The organism is Fodinibius sp. Rm-B-1B1-1 (assembly GCF_038594945.1).
GTDB lineage: Bacteria > Bacteroidota > Rhodothermia > Balneolales > Balneolaceae > Fodinibius > Fodinibius alkaliphilus.
Genome location: NZ_JBCFYD010000002.1, coordinates 821,756 through 844,177 on the forward strand (window position 1 = coordinate 821,756; position 22,422 = coordinate 844,177).

Annotated in this window: 21 protein-coding genes; 7 read left to right on the plus strand and 14 right to left on the minus strand. The window is 41.2% G+C overall.

What is annotated here, in order from left to right; genetic code table 11:
* Positions 1-75: 75 nt before the first annotated feature.
* The gene (locus tag AAFH98_RS10920; RefSeq protein ID WP_342522745.1) at positions 76-2,547 is read left to right on the plus strand and encodes a PAS domain S-box protein; all 2,472 of its coding nucleotides are present in this window, start codon (positions 76-78) and stop codon (positions 2,545-2,547) included.
* 80 nt (positions 2,548-2,627) lie between these two features.
* Here the strand turns inward: AAFH98_RS10920 and AAFH98_RS10925 are convergent, their stop codons facing one another.
* A complete protein-coding gene (locus tag AAFH98_RS10925) occupies positions 2,628-5,327 on the minus strand; it encodes a UPF0182 family membrane protein (RefSeq protein ID WP_342522746.1) in 2,700 nt (899 codons plus the stop codon).
* A 212-nt stretch (positions 5,328-5,539) separates the two neighbouring features.
* Here AAFH98_RS10925 and AAFH98_RS10930 point away from each other — a divergent pair, with 212 nt between their 5' ends.
* Together AAFH98_RS10930 and AAFH98_RS10935 are read left to right on the plus strand one after the other, a co-directional pair.
* Complete coding sequence (locus AAFH98_RS10930) at positions 5,540-6,184, plus strand: SatD family protein (RefSeq protein ID WP_342522747.1); 645 nt, start codon at positions 5,540-5,542, stop codon at positions 6,182-6,184.
* Between the two features lie 353 nt (positions 6,185-6,537).
* A complete protein-coding gene (locus AAFH98_RS10935; RefSeq protein ID WP_342522748.1) occupies positions 6,538-6,924 on the plus strand; it encodes a hypothetical protein in 387 nt (128 codons plus the stop codon).
* 627 nt (positions 6,925-7,551) lie between these two features.
* Here the strand turns inward: AAFH98_RS10935 and AAFH98_RS10940 are convergent.
* The 9 genes from AAFH98_RS10940 to AAFH98_RS10980 all read right to left on the minus strand — a co-directional run bounded on the left by AAFH98_RS10940 (position 7,552) and on the right by AAFH98_RS10980 (position 14,298).
* Positions 7,552-7,698, minus strand: coding sequence for a hypothetical protein (locus AAFH98_RS10940; protein WP_342522749.1), 147 nt, complete (start codon positions 7,696-7,698; stop codon positions 7,552-7,554).
* A gap of 109 nt (positions 7,699-7,807) precedes the next feature.
* A complete protein-coding gene (locus tag AAFH98_RS10945; protein ID WP_342522750.1) occupies positions 7,808-8,650 on the minus strand; it encodes a CvfB family protein in 843 nt (280 codons plus the stop codon).
* A gap of 75 nt (positions 8,651-8,725) precedes the next feature.
* Complete coding sequence (locus AAFH98_RS10950) at positions 8,726-9,730, minus strand: metal-dependent hydrolase (protein ID WP_342522751.1); 1,005 nt, start codon at positions 9,728-9,730, stop codon at positions 8,726-8,728.
* A 72-nt stretch (positions 9,731-9,802) separates the two neighbouring features.
* Entirely contained in the window at positions 9,803-10,150 is a 348-nt protein-coding gene (locus AAFH98_RS10955) for a cupin domain-containing protein (protein ID WP_342522752.1), read from the minus strand.
* 75 nt (positions 10,151-10,225) lie between these two features.
* Positions 10,226-10,738, minus strand: a complete 513-nt coding sequence (locus AAFH98_RS10960) for a GNAT family N-acetyltransferase (RefSeq protein ID WP_342522753.1) — start codon at positions 10,736-10,738, stop codon at positions 10,226-10,228.
* Positions 10,739-10,744: 6 nt separating this feature from the next.
* Positions 10,745-11,671, minus strand: a complete 927-nt coding sequence (locus AAFH98_RS10965) for a matrixin family metalloprotease (RefSeq protein WP_342522754.1) — start codon at positions 11,669-11,671, stop codon at positions 10,745-10,747.
* Positions 11,672-11,750: 79 nt separating this feature from the next.
* The gene (locus tag AAFH98_RS10970; RefSeq protein ID WP_342522755.1) at positions 11,751-12,509 is read right to left on the minus strand and encodes a lytic murein transglycosylase; all 759 of its coding nucleotides are present in this window, start codon (positions 12,507-12,509) and stop codon (positions 11,751-11,753) included.
* A gap of 149 nt (positions 12,510-12,658) precedes the next feature.
* Positions 12,659-13,315 (minus strand): DsbA family oxidoreductase, encoded by a 657-nt coding sequence (locus tag AAFH98_RS10975; RefSeq protein WP_342522756.1) that lies wholly within the window; start codon positions 13,313-13,315, stop codon positions 12,659-12,661.
* Between the two features lie 59 nt (positions 13,316-13,374).
* Entirely contained in the window at positions 13,375-14,298 is a 924-nt protein-coding gene (locus tag AAFH98_RS10980) for an SMP-30/gluconolactonase/LRE family protein (protein ID WP_342522757.1), read from the minus strand.
* A gap of 160 nt (positions 14,299-14,458) precedes the next feature.
* Between AAFH98_RS10980 and AAFH98_RS15125 the strand changes: the two genes are divergently transcribed.
* Positions 14,459-14,722, plus strand: a complete 264-nt coding sequence (locus AAFH98_RS15125; RefSeq protein ID WP_342522758.1) for a hypothetical protein — start codon at positions 14,459-14,461, stop codon at positions 14,720-14,722.
* Positions 14,723-14,757: 35 nt separating this feature from the next.
* On the opposite strand, the gene AAFH98_RS10990 is transcribed toward AAFH98_RS15125, so the two are convergent.
* Positions 14,758-15,240: an OsmC family protein gene (locus tag AAFH98_RS10990; RefSeq protein WP_342522759.1), complete on the minus strand. Its 483-nt coding sequence runs from the start codon at positions 15,238-15,240 to the stop codon at positions 14,758-14,760.
* A 228-nt stretch (positions 15,241-15,468) separates the two neighbouring features.
* Here AAFH98_RS10990 and AAFH98_RS10995 point away from each other — a divergent pair, with 228 nt between their 5' ends.
* Positions 15,469-16,848 carry a DNA recombination protein RmuC gene (locus AAFH98_RS10995; RefSeq protein WP_342522760.1) on the plus strand — a complete coding sequence of 460 codons (1,380 nt, stop codon included), beginning with the start codon at positions 15,469-15,471 and terminating at the stop codon, positions 16,846-16,848.
* 44 nt (positions 16,849-16,892) lie between these two features.
* Positions 16,893-17,483, plus strand: a complete 591-nt coding sequence (locus AAFH98_RS11000; protein WP_342522761.1) for a hypothetical protein — start codon at positions 16,893-16,895, stop codon at positions 17,481-17,483.
* On the opposite strand, the gene AAFH98_RS11005 is transcribed toward AAFH98_RS11000, so the two are convergent.
* From AAFH98_RS11005 to AAFH98_RS11015, 3 genes are all read right to left on the minus strand, one after another.
* Positions 17,484-18,386 carry an anti-sigma factor family protein gene (locus AAFH98_RS11005; RefSeq protein ID WP_342522762.1) on the minus strand — a complete coding sequence of 301 codons (903 nt, stop codon included), beginning with the start codon at positions 18,384-18,386 and terminating at the stop codon, positions 17,484-17,486.
* A gap of 104 nt (positions 18,387-18,490) precedes the next feature.
* Positions 18,491-19,384: a class I SAM-dependent methyltransferase gene (locus AAFH98_RS11010; RefSeq protein WP_342522763.1), complete on the minus strand. Its 894-nt coding sequence runs from the start codon at positions 19,382-19,384 to the stop codon at positions 18,491-18,493.
* Positions 19,385-19,388: 4 nt separating this feature from the next.
* On the minus strand, positions 19,389-20,081 hold the full coding sequence (locus AAFH98_RS11015) for an RluA family pseudouridine synthase (RefSeq protein ID WP_342522764.1): 693 nt from the start codon (positions 20,079-20,081) through the stop codon (positions 19,389-19,391).
* 179 nt (positions 20,082-20,260) lie between these two features.
* Here AAFH98_RS11015 and uvrC point away from each other — a divergent pair, with 179 nt between their 5' ends.
* Positions 20,261-22,120 carry an excinuclease ABC subunit UvrC gene (gene uvrC / locus AAFH98_RS11020; protein WP_342522765.1) on the plus strand — a complete coding sequence of 620 codons (1,860 nt, stop codon included), beginning with the start codon at positions 20,261-20,263 and terminating at the stop codon, positions 22,118-22,120.
* Positions 22,121-22,422: the final 302 nt, after the last annotated feature.

Genomic DNA, 22,422 nt, shown 5'->3' on the forward strand with positions numbered 1-22,422 from the left:
TTAAGAATTATAGATTATGAACCGATAATCGGCGGTGGCTTAGCTAAATAAGGACAGTTTTAGTTTCTATATAAAATGGATAATCCCCAATCCTCATTTTTTGATGATCAACCTATCTTTATTCTTGATCATCAAACTCTTGAAATCGTAGACATAAATAGGGCAGCAGTCGAATTTTATGGCTACAGCAGGGATGAATTTCTTGCGATGTCGGTATATGACCTGGGAGAAAAATACAAGCGTACTGAACTAATTGATGGTCTCCCTGATAATAAAAAGAGTGTCGATAAAATTTGGGTTCAGCATAAGAAAAATGGCGAAAAAGTTTATGTGCAGTATACTTATCACACTTTTTATCATAAAAACAAACCGGCAAAAATTGCCATTGCCCATGATGTGAGTAGATTAGTTGAAGAAAATAAAGAGCGTAGAATAGAATATCCTAAGTTTGTTACGCATGAATCAAATTTTCCTTTAGCAAGAATCGAGTGGGGAGCTGACAGGCGTATTAAAAATTGGTCTGAAAAAGCAGAAGAGCTTTTTGGGTGGCGAGAAGATGAGGTTGTTGGATGGGAAGATTTTCTGGAAAAATTGATACCGGCTGATGAGCTTGAGGAAGCCCGTCAGAATTTGGCTAATGCCATAGAAGAGCATAAAACTCACTATTCAGTAGAAGGGAAGTCGCTCACCAAAGAGGGGGAAACAATTATTTGTGAGTGGTACAATTCCTTGGTTTTTGATGAAAATGATGACCTTCATTCTGTTCATTCGCTGGTTACGGATATTACAGAACGAAAAGAGTCGCAACAGTTATTTCGTAAACTTTCTGAAAAATCATTGGTGGGTGTGTTCTTAATTCAGGGTGGGAGGTTTAAATATGTGAATCCTCGCTTTGCAGAAATATTTGGATATGATCAACAAGAGATTGTTGATAAGTTTAAACCACAAGAACTGGTTCATCCTGATGACCAGGGGCTGATACTTGCCAATATAGAAGACCGCTTAAGTGGGAATCCCGAAGCGGAAGAAGAATATGAAATTAAGGGCATAACCAAAGGGGGACGAGTTATCGACGCCAGCCTTTATGGGTCGAAGACGATGTATCAGGGAAAACCCGCTATTGTAGGTACATTGGTTGATATTACTAAGGATAAAGAGATCTTCCGGAAGTATAGGTCCAGTGTCGAAACCTTCCAGAACCTGTTCGATTCTATTAGTGATGCGGTATACATCCAAGATGGAGATGGGCGTTTTTTGGAAGTTAATTCCGGTGCGGTAGATATGTATGGTTATGATCAATCATTCTTTATCGGTAAAAAGCCAAAAGCATTGGCTGCGCCCGGTAAGGTGAAGTTGGATGAAATGCAACGACGTATTAAAGGGGCTATGAATGGGGAAGCTCAAAGTTTTGAATGGTGGGGAAAGCGTAAAAACGGAGAGGTTTTTCCACAAGAAGTTGTGATTAGTAGTGGTAATTATTTTGGTGATGAGGTAGTGATTACTATTGCCCGTGATATTAGTGAACGCTATGATGCTGAGGAACAGCTTCGCAAAAATGAAGAAATGTTCCGTCAGTTATTCCAAAATTCCCCGATTCCCATTACACTTCTGGATAAGCGTCAGGAGATTCGCCAAGTTAATGAGGCTTTTAGTGATACCTTTGGTTATCAGACCGAAGAGATTGAGGGATTGGATCTCGATCAACTTATTGTTCCCGAAGAGGAAAAAGAGGAGGCCCATAGTATATCAAATGCAATTTTTGACGGTAAAACCACATTTAATTCTGGAAAGCGTCTGGCTAAAGATGGCAGTTATGTGGATGTGCTTATCTATGGGGTGCCGGTTATTGTCCATGGTAAAACAGTCGCCATTTTTGGAACCTATGTTGATATCACAGAACGTAAACAGGCCGAGGAAAAGGTTAAAAAATCGCTAAAAGAAAAAGAGGTTTTGTTAGCAGAGATCCATCACCGTGTAAAAAATAATCTTGCTGTAATAACAGGATTATTGGAGCTTCAGGCTTTAAATACAAGCTCTGATGAGGCCAAGGATGTGCTCGAAATAAGCCAGATGCGTGTTAACTCTATTGCTTTGATTCATGAAAAGCTCTATCAAAACGAGAATCTATCGGAGATTTGCCTGGAGCAGTACTTACAAGAATTGACGGATGTGATTCTTGCCTCTATGAAACCGCAGGAGTCAGATATTGAGGTAAATCTAACTATTGATCCGGTTGAACTGACCATTAATCAAGCGATTCCGTGTGGACTCATTTTGAATGAAATTATCACCAATTCATTTAAACACGCCTATCCCGAAAAAGATGAAGGAACGATCAATATCGATGTAGATAGGAGGGATGAGGACATCTATTTATCAATTGTTGATGATGGTATTGGCATTCCCCAAGAGATTGATCTCGAAAATCCTCAATCACTGGGAATAAAGCTGATTCGAACCCTTTCGAAGCAATTAAATGCTGAGGCGGAGTTTAGTAATGCCAATCCGGGTACAAAATTTGCGCTGCACTTTACACTTGAAAAGTAATTGGGTAATCAGCTACAATGGTTAAGGCCCGCTGAACGGCGGCTGGTTACCGCCGTTTAACGAGTCCTCATTTTTACTTACTAATTTATCCGATCTTCAATTTCTTTCATTTTTCGACCGAATTCCTCCCAGTTTCCATCTTTCAACGCTTGATGGGCCTCGTTCCACAAGTTTCGAAGTTCAGAATAATCTTGCGTAGCTTGGGGTTGTTCCGGTAGTGTTGTTGTAGTATCAACACCTGTAGTTGCAATACGCTCATCACGTTTTCCATACAGCGCTTCAATTGATTGCCAGAGCGTTGGCTGCATGGCTATTTTTTCACCTGTGGTAGCAATAACCCGCTGTAGCTGTGGAATATCGACCCCTTCTGCAATCAGGAAGACCGGTTCCACATATATAAATGAATCTTCTATGGGGATAACCATTAGGTTACCGCGAATCACGCGCGATCCCCGTTGATCCCAGAGGGCAAGCTGACGTGATATTTCGGTATCCTGATCGATACGAGCCTCAATCTGGGCTGGTCCCAGGATGAGACGATCTTTGGGCAATTGATAAACCGATACCTCTCCATAGTTCGGGTAATCTGAATTCGCTGCCATCCACCCAATCATATTGTCACGGTTATTGGGAGTGAGCGGACTAATCAATAAATATTGCAACTCTTCTTGCCCCGGCAGCTTTGTCAGTACATAGTAGGGCTCCATTTTAATGGATTGTCCACCATATTTCTCATTGGGACGAGTCCACAGGTCTTCATTATTATAAAACACCTGGGGATCAGTCATATGGTACTTGTTATACTTGTCTAACTGAGCTTTAAAATAGTAGATTGGGTATCGGACGTGCTGTTTCAACGTACCCGGCATGTTATCAATAGGTTTAAACATATTCGGAAAAATATCCTCGTACATACTTAAAATAGGGTCGTTCTCATCGGAGGTATAAAAATCTACTGAGCCGTTATATGCATCGACCACCACTTTAACTGAGTTGCGAAGATAGTTAAATGAGTTATTGAACGGGTCAGAGTAAGGGTAATTGGATGAGGTGGTATATGCATCTTGTATCCAATATAGCTTGCCATTATCAAGTACTAAATAAGGATCGTCTTCAAGACGAAGGAATGGAGCAATATTTTTGACCCGATCTTGAATGCGTTTCCAGAAAATGATTTTGCTATCGTCATGGATATAATCCGTAAGGAGGATGTTCATATCCCCAAAATTCCATGCAAAAAGCAGGCGTGTAAAAATATTCCCAATAGGGACACCACTGCTGCCTTGATAGTTGGTATAGACATTCTCATCTCCCTGCGGATAATCAAGCTCACGAACATTCGTATTAACGATCTTGTAATCGTTATTGTGTTCTCCGTAGTAAATAGCTGGTTGATTAACCTCAAAATCCATGTCACTTACCGGGGGAATATCCTTGATGGTAAGGCGTGGATCACCCTGTGATCCCTCTTGTGCTACGGGACTCATTACAAGTCCATAGCCATGAGTATATTGTAATCGACGGTTTACCCAGGTGTCTGACCCTTCGGGCATTTGTTCCGAAAGTTCGCGGGCTGCTACCATCATTTGTAGATATCCTTCGTTGGAGTGGTAGCGGTCGACATCAACATTGTAAAACTGGTAATAGAGCCTGATTTCCTGCAGTTGACGATAGGTTTGAATTAGTAGGCGCGGATCCCACAGTCGGATATTCTCAACTGTCTCCTCATTGCGATCAATGGCATTCCATCCCATTTCTTCAGCTGGCTGGGCACTGTAAGGCTGTGTTTTCATTTCATCCAGCGCATACGCATTGCGGGTCTGCTCTATACTATTTTCGATGTATTGCTCTTCGAGTTGTAGCTCACTGGGCTGTACAACAAATTGTTGGATCATTCCCGGCAGAAAACCATTGCCCACCACTCCTATGATAATGGTAGCGGCTCCTGTATAAATGATCCATTTCAAGCGATCTTTATACACTTGGAAAAATGAAAGCAGACTCATGATAAAAGTTAGTCCGCATAAGATCCAGATGACGGGCAACTTTACGTTCATATCCACATAGGAGGCGCCGTACAATGCCCCCGAACTGTTATAAAGCAGATTATAACGTTCCAGATAGTAACCCCAGGAAAGCAATAGTAGCCAAACGCCTAAATTGATAAAGATGTGTTTCTTTATACCCTTTGGTGCATTTATGCTACGAATAGATTTAAGTGAAAGTGCACCTGAGTAGATGTACAGAATAATAGTACCAACAGTGATGAAAAACACCAGAGAGGTAAGGCTGTTCTGGATGAGCTCAATAAACGGGAGGCGAAATATATAGAAGCCAATATCATGACCAAAGATAGGATCAACTTCGCCGAACATCTCACTCCAGTGGAACCGGAAGTACGTATCCCAACGCATAAAAAACGCCAGTGAAAAGAATACACTTATGGCGGCGCCAGCTCCAAGGAAAGCCGTTTTTATTTTCTTAGGGTCTATCTCGTGCAACTTTAGTTGCGCCAGCGGCGATTGCCCAAAATGCATGGTACTAAACTTCTTACCCAGTTGACTCATATTGGGTAGCACATAGAGTAATGCTACACCCAATGCCGATATCAGTAGCAAGGCTTGCGTTACTTTAATAGTCCAGAAGACCTGATCGTACCCCAGGTTGTCAAGCCACATCCATTCAATGATCCAGTCAGAAAATGCCCCTACCAAGAGAACAAATAGAAATAGGGGGATAACGATTTTGAATAATTTTGACGATCCTAACGACTTGCTCATGGTATATTTCTGATTAATTGATTTGCCACCGTGTTATTTTAAGCGACCTTAAAATAGTAACCATTTGGTAGAAAATAGAATTTAAACAATCCTTATACACGAAAATATATTACCCGTTCATATAACCCATATAGTTTAAAAACTATTTATTAAACCATAATAGTTAAATATTGATATTTTAAACCAAAATGGTTATATAAAAAGAAAAAGTTATGGAAAAGGTATTAGTGTTAATAGGGGATGTGGAAGATTCTCAATCCATTCCCCCAAAAGACAGAGAAGTACTACAGCAAAATCTTGCTGATGTATTAGAAGGTATCAATGATGCAATGTCAGATTGTATTACATCGCCATATACCATAACACTGGGGGATGAATTTCAGGCTGTTTTTAGTGATGCAATGCCTGTTTTTGAGCATATAATAACGATTATGGCACGCCTTCACCCCGTTCAGGTACGATTTTCTCTGGGGGTTGGACCTCTTGATACACCGATTAATAAGGAACAAGCCATAGGGATGGATGGGCCGGCCTTTCATGTAGCCCGAAAAGGAATTGATTATCTAAAGGAGAACGAAGAGCTTTTTCATATCTCAATAGTCGATGATAATTCTACTGAGCTGAAGATTATAAATAGCAGCTTGCAGCTTATATCGGGACAAATGCGAAGCTGGAACAAAAGACGCTTAACGATCTTAGAGATGATTAAGCAGGGCTATGATTACAAAGAAATTTCCGAGGCTGTAGGCATTTCAAAGCCAGCTTTTTATAAGAATAAAGAAGCTGGCATGTTGGATGTTATTGATGATATGAGTGATAATATCGCTTCATTTTTAAATCAATATATAACAAAATGAATTATTCAATATTTTTAGGAGTTTTAACCCTTATTCTTATAGCTCGACTGCGGCTTATTTCAAAAGATAGGGGAATAACCCAGAGGGATATTTGGATTATATCAGCTATTCCTTTAGTAAGCCTGTTGTTTTTACAATTTAGTTTGGGATGGTATTTATTGGCTATCTACCTAATCAGCCATCCTGCGTTATTATGGCTTTCGGAGCAAAATACAGGGAGGTTTAATCAAAATAGGCTTTTATTGTTTTTGCTCCACTTTTTAACCGTTGGTATCTTATGCAGCCCACTCTTTCAACTGTCAGCAAATAGCCTGGCGACCAGTATTCTTAGCGGTATCGATCAGATGATATTTTTGAATTCATCTTTAACACCAGCTGCGGTAACTACGGTACAACTTTTTCTTTTTGGTTTGCTGCTGATATTAAATGAGGCCAATATCTTTTTGCGGTACTTGCTAAAACTTATGGGATTAAAATCACTGGGGAGGAGTACCGAAGTAGATCAGAAGGAATATAACACCGGTCGCATTATCGGGTTGCTTGAACGTATATTTGTATTTCTGTTTGTACTACTAAATCAATATACGGCCATAGGCTTTATTCTTGCAGCAAAAGGGGTAACGCGTTTCAAAGACTTTGAGAGCCGAACATTTGCCGAATATGTATTAGTTGGAACATTGTTATCTGCGTTGTTAGCGATGAGCGTCGGTTATTTGGTAAAGTGGGGGATGGGTATTTAGTGGGGAGGAAAGGATGGATGTAATGAGAGATCTTACAGCGGATGGGGTGTTTCTTGATAGACTATATTGTATTGATGAATGTAAATTATGATTAGAAAAGGGATAAGAACTATCCCCGAGACCTATGCTGATACCATGGCGGTATAAGGTTAGGTTGAATCATTAATGAGCAATACTATGGATCCCAAAACCGGAAAAAAGGCTAAAAAATCCCAGCCCAAACGTTCTCAAAAAGCTGCTGATACCAAGCGTGAAGAGCCCAAAAGAACAACGAAAAAATAATTGAATTTGATGTACCATTGTAGGTGATACGTCAATACATAAAAAGAGCATTTTCCCTAAGGAAAACGTACCTGCATAAGGTATATGAAAGAAGGGGAGATGCTCTTTTTAGTTTTAATTTTACCTATAAATACGGGTAAAAGTGAAATTTACTTTAAGTTGTTGATAATACTTACCTTATGATTAAGTATGGGCCGACAGTCTGTTGGAGAAAATTATTAGATGATCCTTGCAAAACACTTGTATTCAATGTTTTAGAGCGATATATCTATAAAAATTGTAGATACAGTATTAGCCGAATTATTAATCGCATTTTTGGGATGAAAGCTTATTCGATTCAGTTTTTTATGATCGGAGTTGAGAGATCAATCCTAAGAAGAAAAGTCCGAAAACCAGTGTTACAATACCTTCGATAGTCATAAGATGAGCAATAATAAAATCAATCCCTATAGCAACATACACTTCCATTTTGTTTATGAATTCATCGATCATAGTTTGGCCAATTAGTTACGGTGATAATTAGCCGTTTATATGATCGAGAGTAGAGAATGTTCCTTTTGAAATGAAAGAAATGATTTAGATGCCGGTACCTTGACAGGTATTATTTAACAAGGTAAATACCGTCATCCTCAATACGAATAATCTCTTTTTTATAAAGTTGACCAATTGCTTTCTTAAAGGTCTTCTTACTCATTTCAAGTCGATTGTGAATTTCTTCCGGATCACTTTTGTCATGCAGGTCCATGTACCCACCCAGTTGCTTGAGTCGTTGTAGAATAAATTCGGCATTGGGAGTGACTTTTTCGTATCCAATGGGACGCAGAGTGACATCTATTTTGTTATCATCTCTAATCTGTTTGATATAGCCCTTGGTTTGATCCCCGGTATCAATATCATGGTAAAACTCATCGTGGTAGACCAGTCCTTCGTGTTTGTCATTGATGATAACTTTGTAGCCTAAATCAGTCTTTGCCCATATCCACAGATTAACTTCATCGCCTTCTTCTACGGTGATGGTTTCGTTATCCAAAAACTTATCCAACTTAGCACTGGCAGCGAGACGATCTGTTTTTTTATCGAGATACATGCATACCAGGTGAGATTCGCCCTCACGCATGGAGCCAATTTGCTCGCGGTGGGGAACAAAGAGATCTTTGTCTAACCCCCAGTCGAGATACGCCCCGTGCTGTGGAGCAGCCTTAACAGTGAGGTAGGCAAAGTTGTTTAGCGTAATCTTCGGCTCCTGCATAGTGGCCGTTAGCCGTTCTTCTCCATCTTTATAAAGAAAAACACGCACATTTTCTCCTTTCTTGAGATCACGAAAAGCCAGCTTATTGGGAAGCAAAACTACGTCATCACTTTTGCTTGATGTATTTTGAAGAAAATAACCGTGATCGGTAATTCGAGCTACATTTAGCGTTTGATATGTGCCGAGATTAAACATGGGAATTGGTAAGCTGAAAGGTGAAAATGAATCAGGTAAGATAAGGGCATCTACACGGATTCCCCAATGATTATTTTATGGATTTTCTTTTCCCAGTATCATATTGAGATACGTACTTCTAAGTGAAGATGTTGATTCACGAAATGTCTTGAATGGTAGGTGTTTATCAGGATTAGTTGAATCAATTTTTATACCCCATAGTGGACTCATCCGAGTTGGGAGCATGGCATAGCGTCCATCCCCAATAACATTTTTTTCATGGGGATGTTTGATCAGGAATCCCTCCGACAATTTATCAAATCGTTTAATATCCTGGTAAAGAGTTGTACCCCGAAAGGGGGCGTATTGCCGTTTCCAGTTTAGGAGAGGAGCAGATTCACCATCATAAATTTGTGAATTTCCAGATAGCCCCAACTGAACACCGTGTGCATACAAAGTATCCTGATGAATATACCGGATGCTCCATAAAAGCTGGTTGCCAAGTGTAGGTTTTACAACTAATCTATCGATCGTATGACCTTGTTGCTGGGCAATAGATTGGGCTACCTGTTTTGCGCGTTGCTGCTGTATAATAGCCATAGATAAATACAGCGCTATCCATCCCCAGACAAGCCAGCTTATCCTGGGATTTTTTTTATAAAGGGTGATGGCCACGCAAGCGAATATACCTGCTGAAAAAAGTGGATCAAAAACCGACATCAGGTTCCAGGCAAATCGATCATCTACAAAGGGCCAATAGAGCTTGGTGCCATAACTGGTTAAGGTGTCAGTAAGGCCGGCGGTAGCGTATCCCAAAAGGCTAAAGCCATATATCTGTCTGAACGTTAATTTGTGCCTAAGGAAATACCACAAAAGAACAGTAGCAATGAGGGCTCCAATGGGAATAAAAATAAGAGAGTGCGAGAATTGTCGATGCAGCTCGATGTTGAGAAGGGGATCAGAAGCAGAAGTAATAAATACATCTAAATCAGCCAGCATGGCCGAAACTAACCCAATAAGGGAGGCCGGCCAAAGCTGATCGTTGGTACTTGCTGATTGTGATGCCGAAGCACCGATTAATCCGTGGGTAACGGGATCCATTCTAATTTATTGAAGATGCACGAAAGTGACGTTCAAAATACGAATCTGAATATTACGATCGAAATGGGTTGGCTATTCCTCTTCGTCACTTTTATTCACAAATAAAATGGTGATAAGCAGGATCGAATCACGAATAGCACTTAATGAATGCGCCTGATTGCGACTCAGGTATAACCAGTCGCCGCTGGTTAATACGTGTTTCTCTCCTTCAACATAAAATTCCGTTTTCCCTTCCAGGCATTGCACCGATATTTGTCCGTCTACGCTGTGCTCGGTAACATCTTTTTCTTTGGGTAAAATCATCCGTATGACCTCCATATCCTGCGTTTTCATCAGGGCAAGGGTAGCATCGTCGGGCAGGTCGCTGGGTAGTGAATAAAGATTAACAACCTCTGCAGGTTTTATTTTACGTTGGGCCATAGCGAATACTTTTTAGTTAATTTTGTAGCGCATTGGTAATGTACAATGCGAAAGAATAACTGCAAAGGTAAGTGACTAATTAAGATCGATTTCAAAAAGGGAAGTTGGGCCCTCAAAATCATCCAAATAAACCTCTTTTTGGAAAGTAAATCCAATTTTTTCAAGCACTCGAATCGATCCTTTATTTTCTGGATGGGTGATGGCGGCGATTCGATCAATATTTAAATGCTGTTTGGTATAGTTAACGACCGCAGAGCCTGCTTCGGTGGCATACCCATGACCCCAACTGCTACTTAAAAATGCATATCCTAAATCAGGGATGTCAAGAGCTGCCCGGTTTTTGAGCCCACAGATTCCGACAGATACCCCTGAGGTCTTTTCTGTAACATGATAAAGTCCGTAGCCAAAATTGGTATAATTGGCAATGGGACCATTATTGAGATAATTTAAGGCATCTGTTTCTGTTCGTACTCCTTTGTCACCAATATATTTATGGAAAGCGGGTTCATTCAGTAGTTCTAAAATAAAAGAGGTGTCATTTGGGGTAAGGGGCCGAATTATTAGTCGTTTTGTTTTGATGATATCCATTAAACGTTAATTACACTGTTGTTGAAGGGCAGTAATGTCCTCATCGGTAAGCTGAAGGTTCCCCATATTTTGTTCAGCCATCATTTTGTGCATAATGGATTTCGGGTTCGACACATGCTTCAAACCAAGAGCATGGCCTACCTCGTGGGCCAATACGGTCTTAAGCTGAGCCCGATTTCTAAATTGGTAAATATTAATTTCTTCCTGTGTTCCTTGTTTAACAAATCGTCCCTGGTCAAAACGTCGAGGTTCACTATATCGCTCGTTATATTCATCAATCAACTGATTGTATTCGTTAACCAAGCGATTAAGTTGTTCGGTCTTGTTATTTGCTTGCTGGTGAAGTTGTTGCAGATTTTTCTTTTTATGCTTTAAATCAGCTTCAAGATTTTTTATCTGCTGTTCCAGCTTTTTAAATTTGGCTATAATTTCTGATGTAGCTTCTTTCCCTTTCCATTTTTGGGCTAATTCATTATAGGTTGAAGCAGTCTCATTGTACGTTTCAAGTGTTTGTTGGACGTCCTGCTTTTTTTGTTCATACCGCTTAGATAGTCGGTCAAACTCACGACGTGCCACCTCTTCTTCCTGTTCTTTAGCTTTAATTCGATTTGAAAACTGCCGCTCAGCATCGGTACGCTGCTGTTCCTCACTGTAAATCAAGTGGACTAACACTGTTCCTGATTCAGAAAAGTCTACAACATCTCTTCCAAGGGCAGAACTCCATAGGGCTTCTACTTCTTCAAGTACTTCAATGAGCTCGTGCTCTGAAATATCAAATCGGGAATCGATATCTCCAAGCTGGTAGGTGAGAGGTTGTTGACAGGGGACTGATTTCGAGTTTTCGGTGTTTGTGAACGTAAATCCCTCATCTAATACAACCCATCCACCAATGAGGATTACAAGTAAGAGAGTGGAGTATAATTTTGCGTTCACAATATCAGAGATTTAGTTAGCTACATATCATCAGATCAGCTAACAACGATGTATATATAATAAAGCCCCAGACTTGGATTTATAGTCGAGCCTGTTTGGCAAGGTCCAGAACGGCCTGTGTATATAAGCTACTGGGATTATATCGCAAGACGGCTGTTTCGATGTCTCCAGTGCGCTTCTTGAAGTATGCTAAGTAGTTTGCCACCGACATGATGTTGTTGGTCATGTCAAAAATATCATCGCCAACAAACCATTTATTAAGCGAATAGGGAATAAACTGAGCGTAGGCCATAGCTCCGGCGTAACTGGACTTTAGCTCAAATACATCAATATTATGGCGTTCTGTAAATTCAAGAAGCTCTACAATCTGTGCCTTGGCAAACTCTTGTCGATATTCGTTAGCATACATCGATACATAGGCATTAAAAGGATTATAGGAGCCAATATTTCTACCAAAATCAGATTCAATACCAATGATTGCGGCAATGACCGAAGCAGAAATCCCGTACTGCTGTTCTGCTTTATTAAGTTGTTCTGAATGTTCTTCAATAAACTGATCTAATTGACGGGCCTTACTATCAAATCCGAGTATTCTTTTATATGAGTCGAGCGTGTGCGATTTCTTTTCGGCGGATTTTTTAAATCGCTCTGCAATATCTTCATAAATTTCAAACCGGGAATCCTCTAACAGAGGATTAATATCAAATCCCTTTTCTTGCATATAGTTGACAAGCGTGGGCAACTTATTGGGCTTAGAAGTGCCAAAAGCAAGGAGAGGAGTCGTTATCAGTGTGAGCAAAGCGTACACCAACAGTGCTTTAAGTCGTGATCCAGTCATAATTCCGTCTGTAAGTTATTAGCCAAGTCTGTTTTTAATTATAACAAATCTGATCCAAAAAGGAAGTCATTTTAAATTTTTTTGCGAATAATGACTTCTGAATGCATCGCAATGTGTTAACGTAATTTATACAGACAAAAGTATGTTCATTATTCCTGAGGATCTTCTTGGAGCTGTGCATTCCACGACTGTTTAAGAGCTTTCAAGAATACTTCCGTTTCCCGAGCTCCAGAAACAGCAAACTTTTGATTAAAGAGAAAGAAAGGCACGCCTGTAATGTTAATATTTTTGGCAAGTTGGATGTCGTGTTTTACGGCATTGGCATATGAATTATTCTCTAAAATACTCTTTGCCTCTGTCGGATCGATGCCAATATTTTCGGCAAGTTCAATCAGGGTTGCATGCTCGGCCGTATTTTTGCCATCTGTAAAATAGGCCTTAAATAATGCTTCTTCCATTTCGCTTCCTTTGCCGCGATCTTTAGCAAATTGCACAAGTTGATGGGCATCAAATGAATTTGCTACAACTGCTTGCTCCATATTGTATTCCAGTCCCTCTTCGGCCGCCATATTGGTAACTCGTTTATTCATCTGTCGAGCTTGCTCCAACGACCACCCCTTCGCTTCAGCGAGGTATTCATTAATATTTGCTTCGGGATCAGTTTCCATATCGGGATTCAGTTGAAAACTCCGCCAAATGATTTCTACCTCATCTGAATATTCGAAACTCTCCATCGCCTTTTCGAAGCGGCGCTTACCGATATAGCAAAAGGGGCACATGACATCAGACCAAATTTCTACTTTCATAGGAAATAATTTTTTTGACGTTGAATTTCACCTAATAAACAAAATGAGAGCAAAAAGGTTCATTCTTGATTGGGCAGTTGCCAGATGTCTACTCGGTTGAGGGCAATATATGGGACTGCTACCCGGTTCCGTTTGGTATCAACGCCTATATCGGCAGGTTTGCCGGGGACGTTCACGAAAATTTGCCCCGATCCATTCTTGATCAGCTGCAGCGTTGAATCGGCTTGACTGGTAACGATAAAACTATTTTTACTAATCGGTTCGATGCCGTCATAATTACCGCCGAGGCCGGTGCCGGCACTGTCGAGTGTGTTGCTGCTTGGTTGCCACGTTAAAAATGTTTTTCCGTCCTCCCAGGCAGCCATCACCAGCCGCTGGTTGGCCTCATCAAGCATGATTCCGTTGTTGACATGAGAAAGGGAATCAACGGCGATTGAAACAGTTTTGCCTGATATTTGATAGAGCTGGGGTTTGCGACTGTCCGTAACATACAGTTGACCTTGCGGACCGAGGGCAATGTCGTTCAGAAAACCAGGCTCAAAATCCGTAAAATCGATAAAGGAGATATGGGTACCGGAATGACGATTGAAGCCGTGAATGCCTTTTTGGTCGGCAACGAAAAGCGTATCGCCTTTAATCGTCATTCCACGCGGGCCATGCAGGGGATGGGCGGTGGTGCCGGTTATAAATTTCAGCGAATCGATAGTGCCATCCGGTTGTGCCCGGCTGATAAATCCATTGGAATCGGCCGCTGCATCTCCGTTAAAATTCGAGATGAAAAACAGGTCTTGTTCCGAATCGTACTGCACCGATTCGGGGCCTTTGAGTCCGCCCTGAATAGTGAGAACCCGATCTGTGCTGTCTTGCACAGTATTCCAGGTTGGGCTTTTATCTGGGGATTTATCGCCGGAATGACATCCCACAGACAAGAAAACGATAACAATGGATGCAAATAAAAGCCGAAATGGAGGTCGTAAATTCATATCAATATATTGGTTAGAAGATTATGAGCACCGATAAATAAACTATTTTGTGAGAAGGACCCCAAATTTAATGATGCAGTAAAAAGCGTTGATCAAAGTTGTCAAAGAGTTGGTCGCGTTGGTGTGAAAGAGAATCTTATGTGAGTTCGGCCAGCAGATCTTGGACATCCAGTGGTTGTTAGTTACCGAAAAAGTCCAGAACATTTTCCAGGGTACTGGAAGCCGTTTTATACATCTCCGTGTAATGGCACTGCGAACAGGTAATGGTGGTAAACTTCTGATTCTGGATATTAAAAAACTTCGAAAAGAATCCACCGGTTCCGGAGACCTGTCCGGTTTTAAAGTTGCGGTTACTACACTTTGGGCATTTCCAGTTGCGATGTTGCATGTCTTTATTTTTGCTTTAAAATTAAAATTTGAGTGACCTAAGGATGATCGTACGAACGAAAGTCACTATGGTTATGTCACAGATTTTTCACTCATTAATGATTCTATCTCGACATTGGTTTTTACGGAATTGGCAATAAAACACTGTTTGCCTGCTTGTTCATGAATGTTCTGATTCTCTTCAGGACTTGGAGCATGACCATTTTTATAGGTAACATGCGGGAAGAGGGTTACTTGAGTGATAGCTTGTTTGCCAAGATCATCTTCCGATAGGATGCCTGTTGCTTTATCTACGTACTGCTCAACAACAAAACCGGCTTTGGCAGCGATAGATAAAAACCAGAGCATATGGCAACTGGAAAGCGCCGCCACAAAAGCTTCTTCGGGATCAACGGCAGAGGGATCCGCATAGGGTGTGGGAACTACATTGGGAGAGGCGGAAGCGCGAATAACCTGGCCACTGTCAAACTTCCATTTGTGGACTCTTGAGTATTTATTATCTGTGAATGTCTGGCCATCACGCGACCAGTTTGTAGTTGCAGTATATTTTGACATGGTATTTTGAGTTAGATTTCGTCAATAATTAAGTGCCTGGTTCTTAAAATTTTGAACACAAGTTTGAAACTTGTCACAACGGGATGCCAATATGTTGTCAGAGTAACTTTGTAAGTTACTGGAAAGTGGATGCCAGAACTGTGATATTTCCATATCTTCCTGGGTTTCCAATGTCCGACATCCGGCTCTAATATCTAACTTCAATATTTTAACTTCCAACTAACTTTTATGGAATTAATTTCTATTCTCTTACTGATTGTTGGTCTTATCTTAGGCTATGCTATCGCTCATTTTCAGAATAAAAGCAATCAGCTACTGAGCCGGGAGGAGGTCGTAACCTTAGAGCAGGACTACGACCAGGCCATGCAAACCATCTCGCGGCTGGAGGAGCGCAACGAAAATCTATCGGTCCAGCTTGAGGAGGTTCAGAAAGAAGAAAAAGAGGCCGACCGTCGGGCCAATGAAGCAGAGAAACAGCTTGCTGAGCTCAATGCGGATTACCGAAATCTAAAAGAGCGACTGGGTGAACAAAAAGAGGAGATGGAGAATCTCCAGGATCGTTTTAAGGATGAGTTTGAAAACTTGGCGAATAAAATTCTCGAGGAAAAGTCCCAGAAGTTTACTGAGCAGAATAAGGAGAAGTTGGATCAGCTGTTGAAGCCGCTGGGCGAAAAGATGGAGGAGTTCAAAAAGAAAGTGGAGGAGACGCACAAAGAAGATATTGAAGGGCGCAGTTCGCTGAAACAGCATTTGGAGCACCTGAAAGAGATGAATCAACAGATGGCGCAAGAGGCCAAAGATTTAACGAAGGCGCTTAAAGGTGATACCAAAACCCAGGGTAGTTGGGGAGAAGTGATCTTGCAGCGTATCCTTGAGAAGTCGGGGTTGACGAAAGGCCGGGAGTACGAAATCCAGGAAAATCATCGCAGTGAGGATGGGCGTAACCTCTATCCGGATGTAGTCGTTTATTTGCCCGATGACAAGCGGCTTGTGATCGATTCAAAGGTATCACTCAAGGCATATGAACAGTTTAGTTCCGCCGAGGAGGAGCAGGAACGACAGCAATATTTGAAGCAGCATATTAATTCGCTGCGGAGTCATGTTAAAGGATTGAGCAGCAAAAATTACGAACAGCTGTACGGTGGCAATAGTCCCGATTTTGTACTCATGTTCGTACCCATTGAATCTGCTTTTGGCGTAGCGCTGCAGCATGATTCAAGCCTTTATTATGATGCTTTCGACAAAAATATTGTAATCGTAAGCCCATCAACATTGCTGGCTACGTTAGCAACAATCGACAGTGTATGGAAGCAAGAATATCAGACAAAAAATGCCCAGAAAATTGCTGAACGTGGTGGAAAACTATATGACAAATTTGTGCTTTTTGTAGAGAGCCTGGAGGAGATTGGTATGCGCATTCGTCAATCACAGGAGAGTTACGATCAGGCAATGAATCGCTTGAAAACAGGTCGGGGGGATCTTATTGGTCAGGCCGATAAGCTGCGAAAGTTGGGGGCAAATAACAGTAAAAAGCTTTCAAGCGATCTTATAGAGAAAGATACTATTACTGATTCGGTTGATCAGAATGGTTCTGATGAGGATTCGTAACGAATCTTTTCTTTTTTGGCAAAGCATTTTCATATTCTGCTCTTATGAAAAGAACAATTTTATTACTGCTATTACTATTTGGCTTCTCACTACTTGTACAAGCACAAAGCGAAGTTGGCATCAACCGTCCCTTTGCCGGTGATGGACAAAAAAGCGTTTCGAAGGCAAGGAGTATTGCCCTAACAAATACTGTTTTGTCTATTGGCACGGGCATATCGGCGGTGGCTCTTTTTGATAATGATAATATTCAAAAGGTTGGGGCGTACCTCACCATCTATGGCATTGTGGCGGGGGCATCTACTGGTAACTTTTATGCTGAAGACTATCCCCGCGGTGTTATTGGGATGGGAGCACGAGCTGTTGGTTCTATTTTGATGATTGACGCTACCAGCGAAATATTTGGCCATCGTTTTGAAAGAACTTTAAATATCGATGATAAAAAAGTATCGCTGACCGACACCAAAATGCTCATCGGAGAAGCATTTATCTTGGGAGGCTTTATCTATAATTTAATTAGTTTGAAAAGTTCAGTTGAGGAGTATAATTCGGGAGGCAGGCAGTTTTCAGTGAACGTAAATTCTGCTGTTGTTAATAATCAGGTGGCCCCGGTACTTACGGCTCAAATCAACTTTTAATCATCGATTAGTATATCCAAGCGGTTTTACGAGAGAAGCCAGTGTATTACCATCATGATTGGAGATGGCGGTATACCAAATGTCATTCCACTTCCAGGAAACAACATGCTTGCCATTAACATTACGGACATGAAAATCTTGAGATTTGGTACAAGTATTTACCGCCTCTTCATTGCGTACCAGTTTGCCAAACTCTTCCATCTTATCAAGCCTAAAGGCAAAAATATAGATATATTGATCTTCTTCCGATAAGTGATATTCCAGCAATGGAGCACTGTAGCCAGGTACAAATTCATCATAAACCACTCCTTTAAACTCCGCTTTTTCTAATTCAGGAATGGTCATGGGCATATCATAATCTTGTGCCAATTGAATTTCTGCAAATCCCAAACTTGCTGTTGATATGGTAGGAGAAACGAGTCTGCCGTCATGTTTTGTAAAGTGCTGGTAGGCATATTCTTCAAGATTATAGACCGAAGAATTTGCTGTGGAGTTAAAATAACTCATGGATCCCCAAAGCAAAGCGGTAATTAATACGACTGCCGCAGTAGCAAAATACCACCAATTTGAGAAGTCATGGTCATCACCGGGTTGTTCCGGGTTGTTATGAGAACTTACTGTCTGCTTACATGGAACATCGTAGATGGGAGGGGCTTCAGCTTCTGATAATTCAGAACTACATAACGATGACAAGAATTTTTTGAGACTATCGGGAGCTTTGGCGCTCGGACATCGAGAACGAACTACAGATTTCAAGGCTTTCATGGCTTGATACTCCTGTCTTACTTCGTCGTCGTGGGCAATATATGCCATGAAAGCCTCCCGTTCTTCGGCACTTGCCTCATTATCAATAACAGGCGTTATCAGCTCCAGAGCCTCAGATTTCGTAAGTTTGCCATTCATAATGCTACCGGCTCGTATTGCAACGTTTTAGATTTGAGAAATGCTATATCCTCAACACAGTAGTAAAATAATGTGTTCCAATTACCCGCTAATTTTTTATGAATCTAAGTAACCTGTTGCAATTGGCGGGCAACTAATACATAAAATCCCTTTAAAACCGATAGAGAAGTTCCCGTGTGCAACTGCAATTCTGATGAAACAGAAGCCCGATCATATTGTTTCTCAATGTTAAAATCGTGTTCGCTAAGCAAATTTCGAAAAGCGTCGATTGATTTATGCAGTTGCAGCTGTTCACCGACGGATTTAACTCCTATTTCAAATGTCCACCGGTGATGTGCAGGAAGCTCATCCAAGGCAAAGTGCGTTGTAATTAGCAGGGGAGCGGGCTCAAAATATTGATTAATTTGAGAGAGAATTTGTTTTGTCAGATCAGTCGTTACATAATCAAAAAAACCCTCGGCAACGATAATTGTTTTTTTATGGGGATCAATTGCCGATTCTTTAAAGGGCAAATGAGGATTACTATTGGTAAGATAGCAACCCAAAACATCAGGTATTTTATTAGTAGAATAACATCTGTTTAGAAAATCTCGTTTGTAGTCGGCCATTTTGGGAACATCAATTTCAAAACAATCCCAGCCTTTTTGAGCAAAACTGTAGGAAAGATCATCGAATCCAGCTCCTAAGACAATAATCTGTTCATATCCTTCTTTTTTATGGGATGCTATTTGCTGTCGGATATACCACTTGCGGGCAATAACATGCAGCAGATCGCCTGGTAGTAGTAACTCTTCTGACCAAAGGTATAGTTTGCGAATCCAGCTGAACTTGAGCCAATAATGATAATAACACAACGGTGCCGGTAAATGTGCTACCATCCGATCGTAAAAGGTAATTACTGAATCATCGAAAAGATTTCGAAAGGCGGGGATACGCGTGAGTCCATAAAACTTGATGGCAAGAAAGGCGGCCGTTTTGCTAATTTGATCAGATTTCATGCCGTCATTTATGAGCTATTGCAAATTGGGTCCACGGGTGTTGGGATGGAGGGGCCAACTCAAATCGAATTTCCTGGTTGGTTTTCGGATGGTTGAAAACCAACTCCACAGCTCGTAGCGCCATTTTTCGTCCATCGGGTTGATCCTTGCCGTATTTATAATCGCCCCAGATAGGATACCCTTCATGCGCCAGCTGCACGCGAATTTGGTGTGGGCGTCCGGTTTGAAGATGTACTGACAGGAGATTCAACTCATCATTTTGCTCCAACTTTGCAAACGACAGAATAGCTTCCTTTGCCTTCCGTTGGCCGGCTTGAACGACTTCCACAATATTAGTATCACGATCTTTAGAAAGATGATGGGTTAACACGCCGTTTTGTGGCGGACTCCCTGAAGTTATGGTCCAGTAGGTTTTTTGTAGCGTACGATCCCGAATTTGTTGCGATAGGCTATCAGCAGCAGAACGATTTTTTGCAAGCAGCATCAATCCACTGACGGGGCGATCGAGCCGATGGACCAGCCCCAAGTAGGGAGTGTTATTTGCAGAGCGGCTCAAATACTGTTTACACAAACTGAGCACATCAGCATCCCCGGTATGATCTTCTTGCGAAAGTACCCCGGCTGGTTTATCAATAATAAGCAGGTGGTCGTCCTCGTAAATAATAGTGATATTCGGTTGTGTTTGAGTTTGAAGCATCTATGGGATCAATTTACAATACTTGTTAGATTATCACCGAGAAACTAATGATTTTGGATGTGCGTTCGAAAGGATTGGAGAATAAATTTTTATTTTAAAAAATCTGTTCTGGTTACATTCCAGCATTAGGATCAATATGTTTAGCAGTCGTTAAAACAGCGTTGAAATTTCATCTTTTTATGAGCACAGAAGAAAAATCTACGGTAGATGTTAAAGAGAAGGTCGATAATCTTCCCCTTGTACCGGGAGTCTATATGTTTAAGGATAAAAAAGATCGTTTGTTATATGTAGGTAAGGCCAAACGTCTGCGGCATCGGGTGCGGTCATATTTTCAAGACTCCAGCGATCACGATGGACGTATTCGCGTGATGATTCGCAAGATTGATGACCTGGAAGTAATTGTTACGGACTCGGAGGCTGAGGCGCTTATCCTCGAAAATAATCTCATCAAAAAACATCATCCGCGGTATAATATTTTATATAGGGATGATAAAACCTATCCCTATATCTGTGTGACAAATGATGAGCGTCCACGGGTTTATCCCACAAGAACGGTTATTAACGATGGTAGCAAATATTATGGTCCGTATGACAGCGTTACCCACATGAAGCGCATGCTCGATACTATCCGTAAGGCATTTGATTTATGTACCTGTGCGGTGTCTCGTAAGAATGTGAATCGCGAAAAGGGGGCGCCGAAGTGGCATTCCTGTTTTGATGATTACCTTGAGAGCTGTTCTGGTGATTGGGATCTGGAAGAATATCAGTCGACTATTGATAAAGTTGAGCGCATGCTTAACGGGCGCACTGATGCGCTTATTCGGGATTTAAAAGAAGAGATGTCGATAGCATCTGATGCGCTTGCCTTTGAAAAAGCAGCTCGTATTCGCGATAGCTATGAAGCGGTCAAAAAATATAGCAAAAAAATGAAAATGGTGGCCGATAAAAAGGTGGATCGTGATCTTTTTGCTGTTAAAGTAGATGAAGAGATCAACGAAGCCTGCGGCGTGTTATTTAAAGTGCGGGAAGGAAAACTCATTAGTAAATTTCATCGATTTTTGAAAAACATTAAGCATCTTGAAAAAGGAGAGATGTTGCAATCGTTTGTAGAGGATTATTACACGGGACAACATGCTGGTGGAATTCCCGATGAAGTGTATGTAAGTGATGAATTAGTCAATGAAGAGCCCCTGGCACAATATCTTTGGGAAGAACGGGGCAAGAAAGTTCGAATTCATCGTCCACAACGCGGGGACAAAGCCAAGATGATTCGCATGGCCCTTTCCAACGCTAAATATCTGCTCGGAGAACGGAAGCTTGAAAAAGAGAAGGCTGCTCAAAAGCGTATTCCACATTCTGTTAAAGAGCTTAAAGAACAACTTAACTTGCAGCGGCTGCCTCGTCGTATAGAATGTTTTGATAACTCAAACTTGCAGGGTAGCGATCCGGTAGCCTCAATGGTTTGTTTTGTGGATGCACGTGCCAAGAAAAGTGAGTATAAGCGATTCCATATTAAAACGGTGGAGGGGCCTGATGATTTTGCTTCGATGAAAGAAGTGCTCAGTCGTCGCTATAAAAGAGTGATGGATGAGAAACAACAAATTCCTGATTTAATTGTGGTGGATGGGGGGAAAGGACAGCTCAGCAGCGCAATTGAAGCACTGAAAGAGATCGGTTTTTATGGAGAATGTGAGATTATTGGTTTGGCAAAGCGTCTTGAAGAGGTGTTTGTCCCTGGCAAGTCTAATCCCATTATGATCCCCAAAAAATCGTCGGCACTGAAGTTGTTGCAGCAAGTACGGGATGAAGCGCACCGGTTTGCGGTTTCTTTCCACCGTAAGAAACGTTCTAAAAGGACTATCAAAACAGAGCTCACTCAAATTGAGGGCATCGGACAGAAAAAAGCTCAGCAGCTGCTCAAAGAATTCGGCTCGGTAAAGTCAGTGCGAGAAGCCCCATTAGAGCAGCTCCAACACGAGATAGGGGATAAGACGGGGCAAAAGATTTATGCTTACTTTCATGAGACTGAAGAAGTGTAAAAAATATATACTCGGTTAGGAAAACTGCTCATTATTAGTTTTACTAATGCATTCTGTCAGATATTTGGGTTACGGCATAATAATTGCGATAAAATTACCATGTAACATTAACATGTTATAGATCATCGGCAGGCCAACAATTACCATAGAAATAGCATGGATGAGAAACAGACCTTAACCGATGAGGAACAAACTTTTATTGTAATTGTTAGTACCTACTAACACGAGGACATGAACTCTTATTAATTAAAATTTTGTTCTGATTGATGGATAAGGTCAAAATGCAGGGAGTAGATAAATAC